This is a genomic window from Microbacterium sp. LB12 (assembly GCF_037150835.1).
Classification (GTDB): domain Bacteria; phylum Actinomycetota; class Actinomycetes; order Actinomycetales; family Microbacteriaceae; genus Microbacterium.
Genome location: NZ_JBBCPF010000002.1, coordinates 334,050 through 347,585, shown reverse-complemented (window position 1 = coordinate 347,585; position 13,536 = coordinate 334,050). Strand labels below are relative to the sequence as shown.

15 protein-coding genes and 3 tRNA genes are annotated in these 13,536 nt (G+C 67.6%); 7 read left to right on the top strand and 11 right to left on the bottom strand.

The window, feature by feature from the left end:
• Positions 1-41 precede the first annotated feature (41 nt).
• The 5 genes from hpt to WFM69_RS06105 all read right to left on the bottom strand — a co-directional run bounded on the left by hpt (position 42) and on the right by WFM69_RS06105 (position 3,879).
• A complete protein-coding gene (gene hpt, locus WFM69_RS06125) occupies positions 42-593 on the bottom strand; it encodes a hypoxanthine phosphoribosyltransferase (RefSeq protein WP_337002721.1) in 552 nt (183 codons plus the stop codon).
• Between the two features lie 55 nt (positions 594-648).
• Positions 649-1,101, bottom strand: coding sequence for a hypothetical protein (locus WFM69_RS06120; RefSeq protein WP_337002719.1), 453 nt, complete (start codon positions 1,099-1,101; stop codon positions 649-651).
• Between the two features lie 104 nt (positions 1,102-1,205).
• A complete protein-coding gene (locus WFM69_RS06115; protein ID WP_337002717.1) occupies positions 1,206-1,664 on the bottom strand; it encodes a hypothetical protein in 459 nt (152 codons plus the stop codon).
• Positions 1,665-1,726: 62 nt separating this feature from the next.
• On the bottom strand, positions 1,727-3,616 hold the full coding sequence (locus tag WFM69_RS06110) for an alpha/beta hydrolase (protein ID WP_337002715.1): 1,890 nt from the start codon (positions 3,614-3,616) through the stop codon (positions 1,727-1,729).
• Complete coding sequence (locus tag WFM69_RS06105) at positions 3,613-3,879, bottom strand: hypothetical protein (protein WP_337002713.1); 267 nt, start codon at positions 3,877-3,879, stop codon at positions 3,613-3,615. The genes WFM69_RS06110 and WFM69_RS06105 overlap by 4 nt, the downstream gene beginning before the upstream one ends.
• Before the next feature lie 138 nt (positions 3,880-4,017).
• On the opposite strand from WFM69_RS06105, the gene WFM69_RS06100 reads away from it, so the two are divergent.
• Complete coding sequence (locus WFM69_RS06100; RefSeq protein WP_337002711.1) at positions 4,018-4,620, top strand: DUF937 domain-containing protein; 603 nt, start codon at positions 4,018-4,020, stop codon at positions 4,618-4,620.
• Between the two features lie 50 nt (positions 4,621-4,670).
• On the opposite strand, the gene tilS is transcribed toward WFM69_RS06100, so the two are convergent.
• Positions 4,671-5,663, bottom strand: coding sequence for a tRNA lysidine(34) synthetase TilS (gene tilS, locus WFM69_RS06095; RefSeq protein WP_337002709.1), 993 nt, complete (start codon positions 5,661-5,663; stop codon positions 4,671-4,673).
• A 75-nt stretch (positions 5,664-5,738) separates the two neighbouring features.
• On the opposite strand from tilS, the gene WFM69_RS06090 reads away from it, so the two are divergent.
• Entirely contained in the window at positions 5,739-6,401 is a 663-nt protein-coding gene (locus tag WFM69_RS06090; RefSeq protein WP_337002707.1) for a TMEM175 family protein, read from the top strand.
• A gap of 40 nt (positions 6,402-6,441) precedes the next feature.
• On the top strand, positions 6,442-6,933 hold the full coding sequence (locus WFM69_RS06085; protein ID WP_337002705.1) for an inorganic diphosphatase: 492 nt from the start codon (positions 6,442-6,444) through the stop codon (positions 6,931-6,933).
• A gap of 77 nt (positions 6,934-7,010) precedes the next feature.
• Here the strand turns inward: WFM69_RS06085 and WFM69_RS06080 are convergent, their stop codons facing one another.
• Positions 7,011-8,375, bottom strand: coding sequence for a M23 family metallopeptidase (locus tag WFM69_RS06080; protein WP_337002703.1), 1,365 nt, complete (start codon positions 8,373-8,375; stop codon positions 7,011-7,013).
• Between the two features lie 211 nt (positions 8,376-8,586).
• Between WFM69_RS06080 and WFM69_RS06075 the strand changes: the two genes are divergently transcribed.
• The 4 genes from WFM69_RS06075 (at position 8,587) to WFM69_RS06060 (ending at position 9,228) form a co-directional block, all read left to right on the top strand.
• A tRNA-Glu gene (locus tag WFM69_RS06075) sits at positions 8,587-8,659 on the top strand.
• 29 nt (positions 8,660-8,688) lie between these two features.
• Positions 8,689-8,762, top strand: a tRNA-Asp gene (locus WFM69_RS06070).
• A 69-nt stretch (positions 8,763-8,831) separates the two neighbouring features.
• Positions 8,832-8,904 (top strand) — tRNA-Phe (locus WFM69_RS06065).
• Positions 8,905-9,000: 96 nt separating this feature from the next.
• Positions 9,001-9,228 carry a hypothetical protein gene (locus WFM69_RS06060; protein WP_337002701.1) on the top strand — a complete coding sequence of 76 codons (228 nt, stop codon included), beginning with the start codon at positions 9,001-9,003 and terminating at the stop codon, positions 9,226-9,228.
• A gap of 39 nt (positions 9,229-9,267) precedes the next feature.
• On the opposite strand, the gene WFM69_RS06055 is transcribed toward WFM69_RS06060, so the two are convergent.
• The 4 genes from WFM69_RS06055 to WFM69_RS06040 form a co-directional block, all read right to left on the bottom strand.
• Positions 9,268-10,173 (bottom strand): carbohydrate ABC transporter permease, encoded by a 906-nt coding sequence (locus WFM69_RS06055; protein ID WP_337002699.1) that lies wholly within the window; start codon positions 10,171-10,173, stop codon positions 9,268-9,270.
• 2 nt (positions 10,174-10,175) lie between these two features.
• Positions 10,176-11,033, bottom strand: a complete 858-nt coding sequence (locus WFM69_RS06050) for a carbohydrate ABC transporter permease (RefSeq protein WP_337002697.1) — start codon at positions 11,031-11,033, stop codon at positions 10,176-10,178.
• A 62-nt stretch (positions 11,034-11,095) separates the two neighbouring features.
• Complete coding sequence (locus WFM69_RS06045) at positions 11,096-12,445, bottom strand: ABC transporter substrate-binding protein (RefSeq protein WP_337002695.1); 1,350 nt, start codon at positions 12,443-12,445, stop codon at positions 11,096-11,098.
• Entirely contained in the window at positions 12,442-13,479 is a 1,038-nt protein-coding gene (locus WFM69_RS06040; protein ID WP_337002693.1) for a LacI family DNA-binding transcriptional regulator, read from the bottom strand. Before WFM69_RS06040 ends, WFM69_RS06045 begins: the two co-directional genes overlap by 4 nt.
• Between the last annotated feature and the right edge of the window lie 57 nt (positions 13,480-13,536).

Genomic DNA, 13,536 nt, shown 5'->3' with positions numbered 1-13,536 from the left:
TCGCTGTGCGTTCACCCACGGCGTAGCGTGCCCGCGCGGCGTCAGCTGTAGACGTGCGGCGCGAGCACGGCCACGTCGCGCAGATTGCGGTAGCGCTCTGCGTAGTCGAGGCCGTAGCCGACCACGAACTCCACCGGGATATCGAAGCCGACGTACTTGCAGTCGATCTCGACCTTCGCCGCCTCGGGCTTGCGCAGCAGCGCCAGCACCTCGATCGACTCCGCTCCGCGCGAGCCGAAGTTCTCCAGCAGCCAGCTGAGGGTGAGACCGGAGTCGATGATGTCCTCGACGATGAGCACGTGCTTGCCGTGCAGGTCGGTGTCGAGGTCTTTGCGGATCTGCACTACACCGCTCGACTTGGTGCTCGCGCCGTAGCTGGACACCGCCATCCAGTCCATCGGGGCGTGGAACGGGAGGGCACGCGCGAAGTCCGCCATGACCATGACCGCGCCCTTGAGCACACCGACGAGGAGCAGGTCCTTGCCCTCGTAGTCCTTCGCGACCTGCGCTGCGAGCTCGTCGAGCTTGGCGTGGATCTCCTCCTCTGTGACGAGGATCTGAGCAAGGTCGTCCTGGATCTCCGCGGCGCGCATGGATCGATTTTAGGCGACGGAACCCGATGCTCCGATTCAGGGATTCCCGCCGGGGTCAGGAGTGGATCTCGTCGTGGTCACCGCGCGTCGTCTGGGGACTGAGTACGCCGATCTCGATCGTCTCGTACTTGCCTTCCTCGGATCGAACCCAGGTGACTTCGACATACCAGTCGTCCTTGCCGTAGGCGTCCGCTGTCCGTCGCCCCTCCGACGTCTCACGCGCGTCCGTATGCTCCCACCCGTCTGCAAGCAGGTCGGCGGCGATCGCCCTGGCCGCGTCTTCAGAAGACCCCTCGCGCTGGACCGGTTCGACGTACGTGTCGACCTGCCACCAGACGGAGTCCTCCGCAGACGGCTCGGCGGAGACAGGGTTCTGGAGCATCCTCCCTCGTGACTCGACGTCCGGTGGCGTCGTCGGCGCGAGATCCGCCGGGATCATCCCCACGATGTCGGCCGCAAGCTCCTCCGCCTTCACCTGATACTCCTCGAGTCGACTCTCGGTCGTCATCGCACACCCTCCCAGGAAGCATGCCGCCGCAAGCACCGTCAGCGCACCCCAGAGACGACTCATGGCCTCACTACCACGACGCACGGTCCTCTGCCCTGCGTCGATCAGGAGGAGATGTCGTCATGGTCTCCGCGCACCGTCGTCGGGCTGACCACCGAGATGTCGAAGCGCTCGACCTTGCCCGGTTCGGACCGCACCCAGGCGATCTCCACATACCAGTCGTCACGACGAAAGCCCTCGGTGACGGTGCGACCCTCGCCTGTTTCTCGGACGCGCTCCACCTTCCAGCCATCTGACTTCATGGCCTCCGTCACGGCGACGATCGCCTCAGCCGCTGCGCCCTCTCGCTCCACGAGACTGACGAAGGCCTGAGTCTGCCACCATGCCTCATCATCCGGACGCTTTTCGGTGCTGGCACCGTTCTGCGGCGCCTGCCCCCGCGAGTCCAGCTCGGTATCAAGCGTCGGCTCCAGATCGGCCGGGATGAGTCCGACCACGCTCATCGCGATCGACTCGCTCTCCTTCTTGTACTCGTCGAGTCGACTCTCCGGTGTCGGTGTCACCGCGCATCCTCCCAGAATCATCGCGCAGACGAGCGCGATCATCATTCCCGTCAGCCTTCGCATCATTCGATTGTCACGTACTCGGGCTCATAGCCGGGCATGTCGATCCCGTCCCGGCGAACGCTCGTGCGGGGTGTCCTGATGTAGCCGTCCTCAGCGAAGACGACCGCCTCGCCTCCGGTGATCACAGCGACGATGTTGTTGAACGCGGTGGAGCCCTTCTTGAAGACCGTGCTGTGCGCGTCGATCGCGGCGGGCGTCCCGTTCCCCGGCTTGTTGTAATCCTCGAGGTCGGTGCTGTTCAGATCGCTGTGATCGATCCAGCCCGTCTCCAGCCGAACCACGCCATCCGCGTCCAGGGCCGACGGTCCATGCATCCAGTCCATGACCGACGGCTGGATCGCACCCACCACGCTGTCGTTGCGCGCCATCATCGAATAGTGGGGCGCATCTCCGGAGTTCGGGAAGTCGGAAAGCCCCGTGACTCCGTGCCCCATCCCAGCCGCCGAGACGTAGAGAACGCGATCCGCGTCCAGGCCGGCCTTCTCCGCGAGTCCGACCGTTGCGCCACCGTAGCTGTGTCCCAGCACCGTCAGTGAGGAACCCAGGGGTTTGTCGATCCCGGCGACGAAGTCGCGAAGAAGCGGAGCGAGCGTCTCCGCGTAACCCCAGGTCATCGCCTCCGGGATGTTCAGGGGAAAGCGGCCTCCCGCCCATTGGAATACAGCGGTGTCATACCCTGCCGCCGACTGCATGTTCCGTGCCGCCTCATCGGAGAAACTCATCATCGTCGTGGTCGTTCCGGGCACAGAGACCGCGACGTTGCGAACCCACGAAGGGATGTCGCCCGTCACCGGATCGAGCGGACCATGGTAGGTCCCGATGGCATCGGATTCCGGAGCGAAGACGACCACTCGCGCACCGGTCTCCGTATGGATGCCACCGTCCTCATCCGTCCACGTCACCTTCTGATCCAGCAGGCTCTGCCAGTAGTCGATCGGCTCGCGGAGCTTCTCGATCTCATCCAGGTATCCCTTGGCAGTCCAGGCATCGGCGCGGTTACCGGTCTTGAGTCCGTCGACCAGAGCCTGAAGGCGGGCGATCTCGGCCTCGCGCCGCGCGATCTCGTCGCGGATGTTGTTGTGGTTCGCGGTGACGCGGTCGCGGATCGGGATGCCGTTGAGGTTGCCGATGATGAGCGAGGATGCGGCGATCAGCGCTTCTCGCGTGGCCGGGTCCATCGAGTTCCAGGTCTCGCGGATGATGTCGGGGTCGCCGAGGCCGGCGAGGGACTCGGCTGTGATCGCGTTGACATCGCCCGCCCAGGCGACACTGGCCGCGGCGAACCCGGCACCGCCCACCTTCCCTCCGCGGGTGACGGTGGCGATGAGGGGTACCGCCGCGATCGCGTCCACCGCGCGCCGGTCGATCGCCGCGCGCTCGTCGGCGAGCGCGTTGTACGACGCTCTGGCCGTGTAGTAGTTGTCGATCGCGTCCTGCCAGCGGCGCAGATAGCTCGGGTCGTCGACGTACATCCACGACGGAAGCACCGCGTCCCATCCGAGTGCCCACCCCGTGACGAACTCGCTCGCCTCGCTCAGCGCCTCCGCCCGCCGCACGAAGATGTGGTCGTAGGCGTGCTGCGCGGCGCGAAGCCGACGCGCGGCCTCGCTCTTCAGCCCTTCGAGTTCGGTCGCGTATGCGGAGACCGCCGCCGAGATGCCGTCGAGGCCTTCGGCGGTCTCACCCAGGCGCTGGGCGAGCAGCACCACCCTGGCGCCGAGGGCATCCGCCGCGGACGCGGTCATGGAGGTGATGCTGGCGAGCGCGGCATCCGCGTCGCCCTTGCGCTCACGGCTCGACCCGGCGCGGGTGGAGAAGGCGGTCGCGTATCCGCGCACCGATCCGGTGTCACCCTTCGCGGGGTCTTCGATGAGGCCGGGGAGGGTCATCGTGCCGCCTGCGCGAGCGCTTCATCCGAGGCCGTGAACGTGCTGGCGACCGACGCGGCATCGGCCGCGGTGTTGGTCGCGGTCTGTGCAAGGGCGGAGAGGATCTGCGTGAGCAGCGACTCCGCCTCGCCCAGCGCGGCTTCGACCGATGCCGAGCCCGCACCGGCGAACGACAGGCACGACGTGATGACCGGCGTGGCCCCCGCCGTGAGCCGCGCCTGCGCCACGTCGAGCGCGTCCTTCTGCACATCGAGATCGGTCATCGATGCTCCTTCCCCCCGGAGCCTCCACCCTAGGTCGGCGCCGCAGCTCACCGCGATGGGCAGATCTCCCCATGCCCACGGCATCCGCACTACTGTGAGCGGTGATGCGGGCGGACGCCCCCGACGGAAGGATTCACCATGGCTCTCGACGACATCCTGAAGCAGGTACCGATCGACGACATCGCGGAGAAGCTGGGGGTCTCGCGGGACGAGGCGAAGGTCGCGGTCGAGCAGGGCGGGGCCGTGCTGCTCGGCGGGCTCGCGCAGAACGCGTCGACGAGCGAGGGCTCCGCGGCGATCGAGGCCGCGCTCCAGAAGCACGCCGGATCGACCGGTGCTGCGAAGGTCGACGACATCGATCAGGCCGACGGCGGCAAGATCGTCGCGCACATCCTCGGATCCAAGGAGAAGGAGGTCACGAAGGAGCTCACGGAGTCGAAGGCGACCCCCGGAATCGATTTCGGCAAGCTCCTCCCGATCCTCGCCCCCATCGTGATGGGACTCATCGCGAACGCCAACAAGGACAAGACGGCGAAGGCGGATGCCGGGGCCGAGAGCTCCGGCGGCATCGGCGACCTCATCGGCGGTCTCCTCGGCGGAGGCAACAGCAGCGGCGGCTCGGGCGGCGGCATCGGCGACGTGATCGGCGGACTGCTCGGCGGCGGAAGCGGCAGCGGGTCCAGCGGAGGCGGCATCGACCTCGGCGGGATCCTCGGTGGTCTCTTCGGCGGAAAGAAGTAGCGCCCTCGCGCGGCGCCCGGGGCTGAGCGCTCGGCGGATGACGCGAGCGCTCAGCGCCCGGACGCGGTGAAGACGATCCGCCCGCCCTGCCGCACGGCCGAGCACTCCGGCAGGTCGATGGGTCCCTGGCCGCTCCAGTCGGTCACCAGTCGCGCGACTTCGAGGGTCTGGAGCCTCGTGAGACTCACCCCGAACTCGCTGTCGACGACGAGACGGATGATGCGGTTGCGCAGCGCGGCGGGGTTCGCGGCGAGCGCGGCGACGCTGACCGAGATGCCCGCTTCGGCGTGCTCGACGATGTCCTCGATCGTCTCGTGGATCATCTCGTCGAACGCCTCCGCGTCTTCGCGCAGTTGCTCGGCCGTGCGCACGAGCGCGTCGGCGATCCCGGGTCCGAGCTCGGCCTCCAGCACCGGCAGCACCCGCTCCCGCACGCGCACCCTCGCGTAGCGATCGTCGCGGTTGTGCGGGTCGTTCCACGGCGCGAGAGCGGAAGCGGTGCAGAACGCGCGTGTGGTCTCGCGGCGCACACCGAGCAGGGGTCGCATCCACCGCAGCCCGTCATCGTCCTCGCGCATCGGCGCCATGCCCTGCAGACTGGCGGCACCGGATCCCCGCGCCAACCCGAGCAGCACGGTCTCGGCCTGGTCGTCGAACGTGTGCCCCAGCAGCACGGCCGCGGCTCGCGCCTCCGCCGCGGCTTCCCGCAAGGCGCGATAGCGTGCGTCGCGAGCGGCGGCTTCGGGGCCACCCCGGCCGGCGACGTCGACCCGCTCGATGCGGGCGTCGAGTCCCAGCGCCTGCGCAGCGTCGGCGGCGCGGGCCGCAACCGGCGCGGAATCGTCCTGCAAACCATGGTCCACCGTGACGGATGTCGCATGGATGCCGCGCTTGGGCGCCTCGAAAGCGACCGCTGCCGCGAGCGCGAGCGAGTCGGCTCCACCCGACAGCGCCACGACGATCGTCGACCCTTCCGGCAGGTCGGCGAGCGCGGTGCGCACGGCGAGGCGGATCTCGGCGATGGCGGGAGAGAGCGACGGCACGGTTCCACGGTAGGCCACGAATGCCGCACGGAGCGGCCACTGGTCGCACCCGACCCCCGCCGATATCCTGACGCCGTGACCGATCCCCTGCGCAGCACGCCGTCCCGCCCCGAGCGCTTCAAGGCGTTCGTCGATGCCGTCGTCGCGATCGCCATGACACTGCTGATCCTGCCCCTGCTGGAATCCGTGTCCGACGCCGCCTCCGAGAAGCAGAGCACCGGGGAGTTCTTCGCACACCACTCCGGGCAGCTGGTCAGCTTCGGACTGAGCTTCGTCCTGATCGCCACGTTCTGGATGGGTCATCACCGCCAGTATCGCGACGTCGAGTGGATCACCACGCCGCTGCTGTGGATCAACGTGGCGTGGATGGCCACAATCGTCTGGCTGCCCGTCCCGACGGCGATGCTCGGGCAGATGAACTCGGATCCCCTGCAGGCACTCGTCTACATCGGCACGCTGATCCTGACGCAGGTGACGACGCTCGCCGGCTGGCTGTACCTGCTGCGCCATCCCGGACTCTCCACCGCTCCCGCGCAGGTGATGCGCGCCGGCATCATCGGCGACCTCTCCGCGATCGTCCTGTTCCTCATCGCTCTCGCGATCGCGATGCTCGCCGCCCCGAACGGCTACTACGGACTGCTGCTCCTGGTGCTGAGCGGTCCCCTCGCGCGGGTGCTCGAGCGGGTGCTGCAGCGGCGGCGAGCGGACCCGACGGAGAAGAAGCCGCAGGTAGGCTAGTCCGCGGCATCCAACCGAACTTTTCCTGAGGAGCACACGTATGGGCGCACACGACGCCGTCATCGAGATCCCGCGCGGCAGCCGCGTGAAGTACGAGGTCGACCACGAGACCGGACGAGTGCACCTCGACCGCGTGCTCTACACGACCTTCGGCTACCCGGCCGACTACGGCTACTTCGACAACACGCTCGGCGAGGACGGCGACCCGCTCGACGTGCTCGTGCTCCTCGACCACGCGATCTACCCCGGCGTCGTCGTCGAGGTGCGTCCCGTCGCCGTGCTCAAGATGAGCGATGAGGCCGGCGGAGACGACAAGCTGGTCGCCGTGCTGTCGAAGGATCCGCGCTGGGCGCACATCCAGGACATCGACGACATCGCCGAGTACACGAAGAAGGAGATCGCGCACTTCTTCGAGCACTACAAGGACCTCGAGCCCAACAAGTGGGTCAAGGTCGACGAGTGGGGCAACGCCGGCGAGGCGCAGCGCATCCTCGACGAGGCGATCGTCCGCTTCGGCGAGCAGGGTCACTGACCTCTCGCCCGAACAGCGAAGACCCCCGGATCCGCTCAGCGGCCGGGGGTCTTCTGCGTTTCTGGATTGCGGTCGGCTCAGGCGGAGACGCCGCGATCGCCGAGGAAGGCCACCGGGTTGACGGGACGGCCGCCGACGTAGACCTCGAAGTGCAGGTGGCAGCCGAACGAGCGACCGGTGTTGCCCGCGTATGCGATGACCTGGCCCGAGTTCACGTGCTGACCCGAGCGGACGAGGATGCCGCCGTCGCGGATGTGGGCGTAGCCCGTGCCGATGCCACCGCCGTGCTGGATGCGGATGTAGTTGCCGTAGCCGTCGTTGGGGCCCGCGTAGTCGACGGTCCCGGAGTTCGCGGCGTAGATCGGAGAGCCGCAGCCGTTGGCGAAGTCGGTCCCGTAATGGAAGGACGAGGAGCAGCCCTGCGAGCCGCACTGCACGGAGCGCGGACCGTAGCCCGAGCTCTTTCCACCGCCGTGCGGACGGCACCAGCCGCCGGAGCCCTGGCTTCCGCCGCCTCCGCCACCGCCGGCTGCGGCAGCCGCGGCGGCCGCAGCTGCGGCAGCGGCTTCGCGCTCGCGGCGGGCCTTCGCCTCGGCCTCGACACCGGCCTGGTAGCCGGCGACGGTCTGGGTCGTCGCGTCCTTGAGCGCGGCGAGCTGCGCCTGCATGGTCGCCAGGTTCGCGGTCTGGTCGTCGAGTGCGGCCTGCGCGGCGTCGGCAGCCTGCTGCGCCGCGACCATCTTCTCTTCGGCGATCTTCTGCAGGCGGTCGCGCTCGGTGCGGGCGACGACGGCCTGGTCGCTGAGAGACTGCGCGGAGTTGCGGGCGGCGACGGCCTTGTCGTAGACCGACTGGTTGTACTCGAGGAGCTTGTCCATCGTGCCGAGACGAGCGAGCAGCCCATCGGCGTTCTCGGTGGAGTCCGAGAAGAACAGCTCCATCGCGGTGTCATCGCCGCCGCTGCGGTACAGCTGGGCCGCGACCTGACCGGCTTTACGTGCCGACTCATCGGCGACCGCGGCCTGCTCGTCGGCCTTGGCCTGCATGGCGTCGGCTTCGGTGGACGCGGCGAAGTACTTCTGCTGCGCGTCGTAGAACTCGTTGGACGCCGCCTCGGATGCCGCCTGGGTCTCGGCCACGCGCTGCGTCAGGGACTGGATGAGCCCCTCGATGCGGGTGACCTCGGCAGCCTTGGCCGCTTCGTTGCTCTTGGCTCGCTGCACGTCGTCCCAGCTCGGGTACGTCGCGGCGTAGGCGTTGGAGACACCGTTGGAGATTCCGAACGCGCTGAGGGCGACGACGCTGAGCACGCCGAGGCCGAGTGCGCCGCGTCTGCTGACGCCGGCCTTGTCGAATGCACGACGTTCTGTCGGAGTGGGCGCGCAGCCGCAGTCCTCGGATGCTGCCGCAACCGCAGCATCGAGTGTGATCTTCTCGTTCACACGGCCCCTTCCGCCGGTTTCACAGTTGCCACACTAACAACAACTTTCACATCCGCACCAGAGGGGGGAAGGCACGATCCGCGCGGCATCCGCAGCCTCCATGCTCCTCCCGAAACACGCCCGGGGGAAGCCGCCGCGCCCTCGATTCGCGATTTGCCCGAATCATCCCTTATGCTTGAGCGTCGGCAAGGAAGTCCCCCGGGACTGACTCGGCCCCATCGTTTAGCGGCCTAGGACGCCGCCCTTTCACGGCGGTAGCACGGGTTCGAATCCCGTTGGGGTCACACCTTCCGATATAATTGAAAACAAGTATGGCCCTGTAGCGCAGTTGGTTAGCGTGCCGCCCTGTCACGGCGGAGGTCGCGGGTTCAAGTCCCGTCAGGGTCGCTCTAAGCGACGAGCCTTTTCTTCGGAGAGGGCTCTTCGTCTAGGACGCGACAGGTTCGCCGGTCGCGCGGCTCTGTAGCTCAGTTGGTAGAGCGCACGACTGAAAATCGTGAGGTCACGGGATCGACGCCCGTCGGAGCCACACGGACCGTCGTTACAACGGTCCCAGAAACCCTCGCCTAGCTTCTACATGGCGGGGGTTTTGCTTTGCCCTGGCGAGAGTCACCTCCTGAGACCCTTGGCTCGCTATGCTGCGGTCATCATGGACCACGAGCACGAGCCCACGCCCGGACCGGCGGTCTGGATCGGCGCGGGCGTGCTGGCCGCCATCGGCGGAGGTGCGCTGTTGTGGGTGTCGCTCACGGCCGGGAACGACGACGTGCTGACGCTGATCGGCAGCATCCTCGTCACCGCCGGCGTGGTGAGTGCGGTCGCGGGGATCTGGCGCGCACTGCGGCGACGCTGATTCCCTACACTCCGACACCCACCACGGCGCACAGCGGCATCAGTTCGCCAATCCGCCCTGCGTGTACCCCTCGATGAACTTGCGCTGCAGCAGCAGGAACACGATGATCACCGGGATCGCCATGATGAGGCCCGCGGCGCTGACGAGAGCCCAGTTCGGCGACTGCGACTGCTGGAACGAGAACAGGGACAGCGCCACCGGCAGCTTGTCACTGTCCTGGATGAAGGTCACCGCGAGCAGGAACTCGTTGTACGCCTGCAGCCCCGAGACGAGCGCGACCGTGAGGATGCCCGGCCAGATCATCGGCACCATCACCCGCGAGAACAGCCGCCACTCCCCCGCGCCGTCGAGACGCGCGGCCTCTTCGTACTCCTTCGGGATGGTGAGCAGGAACGCCCGCAGCAGCATCGTCGCGAACGGCGAGTACACCGCCCAGTAGATGACGATGAGCCCGAACTGGCTGTTGTACAGGCCGAGCGTCGACCACAGCGACAGCAACGGCACCAGGAACAGCTGGATCGGCAGCGACGTCGACACGAGGATGTAGAGAATCCACGCGCCCTTGCCCGGCAGGTCCAGGCGCGTCATCGAATACGCCGCCATGCTCGCGATCACGCAGACCCCGGCCGCGGTGCTCAGCGAGATGATGGCGCTGTTCAGCAGCCCCTGACCCATGTCGGCATCCGTGAACGCCTGCACGAAGTTGTCCCACCGCCACTCGGTGGGGATCCCGATCGGCGACCGGCTGATCTCCGCCGGCGTCTTGAGCGCATTGAAGAGGAACACCACGAGCGGTCCGGCCGCATACACGGCCAGCACGATGAGGACGAGCCAGCTGAGCGGCCGCGGCTTGCGCGGATCCCGGCGCGGAGCATCCCCCCGGCGCCCGGTCGAGCTCGCACGTCGTGCGCCCGCAGTGCGGGGAAGTTCGATGCTTGTCGTCATGATCACACGTCCCAATCGAGCTTCTTGCGGAGGAAGAGATAGCCGCTCACCACGACCGCGCTGATGACCGACAACAGCATCGCCATCGCGGATGCGTACCCGGCGCGCTGCTCGGCGAACGCGGTGCGGTAGAGCACCGTCGCCAGCACATCCGTCGACCCGGCCGGCCCGCCCTGCGTGAGGATGTAGACGTAGTCGAAGACCAGGAACGACCAGATCACGGTCATCAGCACGAGGAACATGAACGTCGGACGGATGCCGGGCAGCGTGATGTGCCAGAACTCCTGCCAGGCGTTCGCCCCGTCCAGCCGTGCGGCCTCGTACAGCGCCGGGTTGACACCCTGCATCGCCGCGACGAACAGCACCAGCAGGAAGCCCCACCACTGCCAGTTGTTCACGAACGCTACCGAACCGAGCGCGAGCGCGGGATCGCCGAGGAAGTTCACGTCGGCGAGCCAATCCAACCCGAACGACGACAACGCCGGTCCGATGCCGGCCGTGGGACTGAGGATCTGACGCCAGATGGTCGCGGAGACGATGGTCGCCAGCACGTAGGGGATGAAGTAGACGACCCGGAAGATCGCCTGACCACGGCGGATCCGCGAGAGCAGGAACGCCCCCAGCAGCGCCATCGAGATCGGCACCACCAGGAAGAACAGGGTCCACACGAGGTTGTGCCAGATCGCCGCGAGCACGGCAGGACTCTGGAACAGCTCGATGTAGTTCTCGAGTCCGACGAAGGATGCGGCACCCAGGCCGTCCCAGTCGGTGAAGGAGAAGACGAGGGACGCGACGCCGGGCCCACCGATCACGAGCATGCTCACGATCGCGAGCGGCGAGATGAAGAGCCATGCCGCCACTCGCGTCCGGCGGCCCCGGGGACGGCGCCTGGCCGCCCCCGGGGTGTGCGTCGCTGCGGTCATCAGCCGGCGACGGGCGCGAACGGCGTGACGACCTTGCCGGCGCTCAGCTCTTTGTCGAACGTCTTCTGCAGGCCGGCGAGGTAGTCCTCCGGCGACATGTCGCCCAGGATCACCTTGTCGAACTCCGACCACAGGTACGTGTCGGTCGCGGCCGGGAAGAACGTCCAGCTCGCGTAGCCGAGGTTCCCGCTGGCGGGCGCATCGTTGTAGAGGCGCGCGGCGCGCTCGTCGACCCCGGCGGGCATCTCCGACAGGTCCGCGAGCGGCGGCGGGTTCTGCCCGGTCGCCTCGAGATACGCGTACGACTTCGCCGGGTCGTTGATGACCGAGTCGATGTAGGCCGCAGCGCCGTCCTTGTTCTTCGACGCGGAGTTCACCGAGAGCGAGGTGCCGATCGCCATCGGGTAGACGCCGGGCGCGACGTCATCGCTGAGCGAGGGCAGCGGAGCCCAGTCCCAGTCCTGATCGTTGCCGGCGGCCTCGCCGAAGTACGACCCCATGTCGCCGAACGCCCATGTGCCGGTGATGTACATCGCGACGGTGCCGTCGGCGAGACCGGTCAGCATGTCGGTGTCGGTGTTGGTGAACCAGCGGTCCTTGCCGCCACCCCACCACTTCTTGTCGATCTGGTCCTGGAACAGCGCGATCGCGTCGACGAACTCGGGGTCGGTGAACTTCGCCTCGCCGGTCAGCGCCTCGTACAGCTTCTGCGGACCGACCGCCATGTTGAGGAAGGCGGACAGGTACCACTCGCTCTGCGCCTGGTAACCGCTGTTGCCGGCGCCGATCGGCATGATCCCGGCGTCCTGAGCCTCCTGCGCGACCTTCTCGAACTCGGCGCGCGTCGTCGGCACCGTCCAGCCGTGCTCCTCGAACACCTCCGGGTTGTAGTAGAGGACGATCGATCCGTACTCGACGGGGACCGACGTCAGCTCGCCGTCGACCTGGCTCGCCTCGTACGCCCAGGGCTGCAGCATGTCCTTCCAGCCGTACTCCTTCGAGTAGTCGTCGAGCGACACGATGCGGTCGGCGGACGCGAAGCCGAGGGCACTCGACGGACCAGCGGCGTACACGACGTCAGCGCCACGACCCGCGGAGACGGCGGTGTCGGTGAGAGATCCGAGGTTCTGCAGCTGCTTGACCTCCATCTTCACCTGGACGTCGTCGGAGGCCTCGTTGAAGGCATCGACGTAGTGCTCCTGGTAGTACTTCTGCGTGTCCTTCGAGATGAAGGCGCTCCAGTACGTCACGGTGTCGGCCGACGAGCCGGTGGATGCGCATCCGGCGAGGAGGGCGCCGGCGGCGGTCATCGCCACCAGGGCGCTCCAGCGCGTGAACTTCGTTGTCATTGCTTGCCTTTCGTACGGGTTTCGGGTGCGGAAGCGGTCGACTCGCGTACGACGAGTCGGGTCGCCAGGGTGATGTGCTGAGTCGGGCCATCGGGGTTGTCGCCGTTGAGACGGGAGAGGAGGAGGCGAGCGGCCGTGCGCCCGATCTCGCGTGCCGGGTTCTCGACGGTGGTGAGGCTGGGGTGCACGAGACCGGCGGCCTCGATGTCGTCGTATCCGCTGACGGCCACGTCCTCGGGGATGCGCACACCGCGCTTGCGGAGCGATTCCATGGCGCCGATCGCGATGAGGTCGTTCGCGCACACGATGGCGTCCCAGTCGGAACGCCGTGCGTACAGGGCATCCACACCGGCGTTGCCGCCCTCACGGGTGAACGAGGTGAACACGATGTCGGACTCGGCGACCGAGAGGCCCGCGGCGGCGAACGCCTCACGGAAGCCGCGCACGCGCTGCAGCGTCGGATCGGCCGACTCCTCACCGGCGATGAAGCCGATGGCGCGGCGACCGGTGCTCAGCAGGTGCGCCACGACCGTCGCGAAGCCGCCGACGTCATCCGACTCGACGTAGTCGCTGCCCGCGATCTCGATGTCGCTGCCGAGGGCGACCACGCGCGTCTGGGACTCCACGATCCGGAGGCGGTCGTGCTCGGTCAGCCCGTCCGCATGCAGAGCGATGCCGTCAAATCGGCGCTCGAGCACATGGCGCAGCAGATGGCCGCTGCCCATCTGGCTCCCGGCATCCACGACGGAGAGCATGTATCCGGCGGGCATCAGCACGTCTTGCATCCCCACCGCGACGAGCGGGTAGAACGGGTTCGTGATGTCAGGGACGAGGAGGGCGATGGACTCGGTGCGCCTGCTGCGGAGACTGCGAGCCCCGGGGTGCGGCCGGTAGTCCAACCGCTCGATGGCCGCCGTGACCTTCGCGCGCGTCGCCTCGCTCACCGGGCGGTTGCCGCTGAGCACCTGCGAGACGGTCGACACACTGACGCCCGCCGCCTGTGCGACCTCTGCGATTCCGACCTCTGGTGCCATCGATGTCACTTCCTTGCGACTCATAACGTTTTGCGTTTACCGCGAGATCAGCATGAT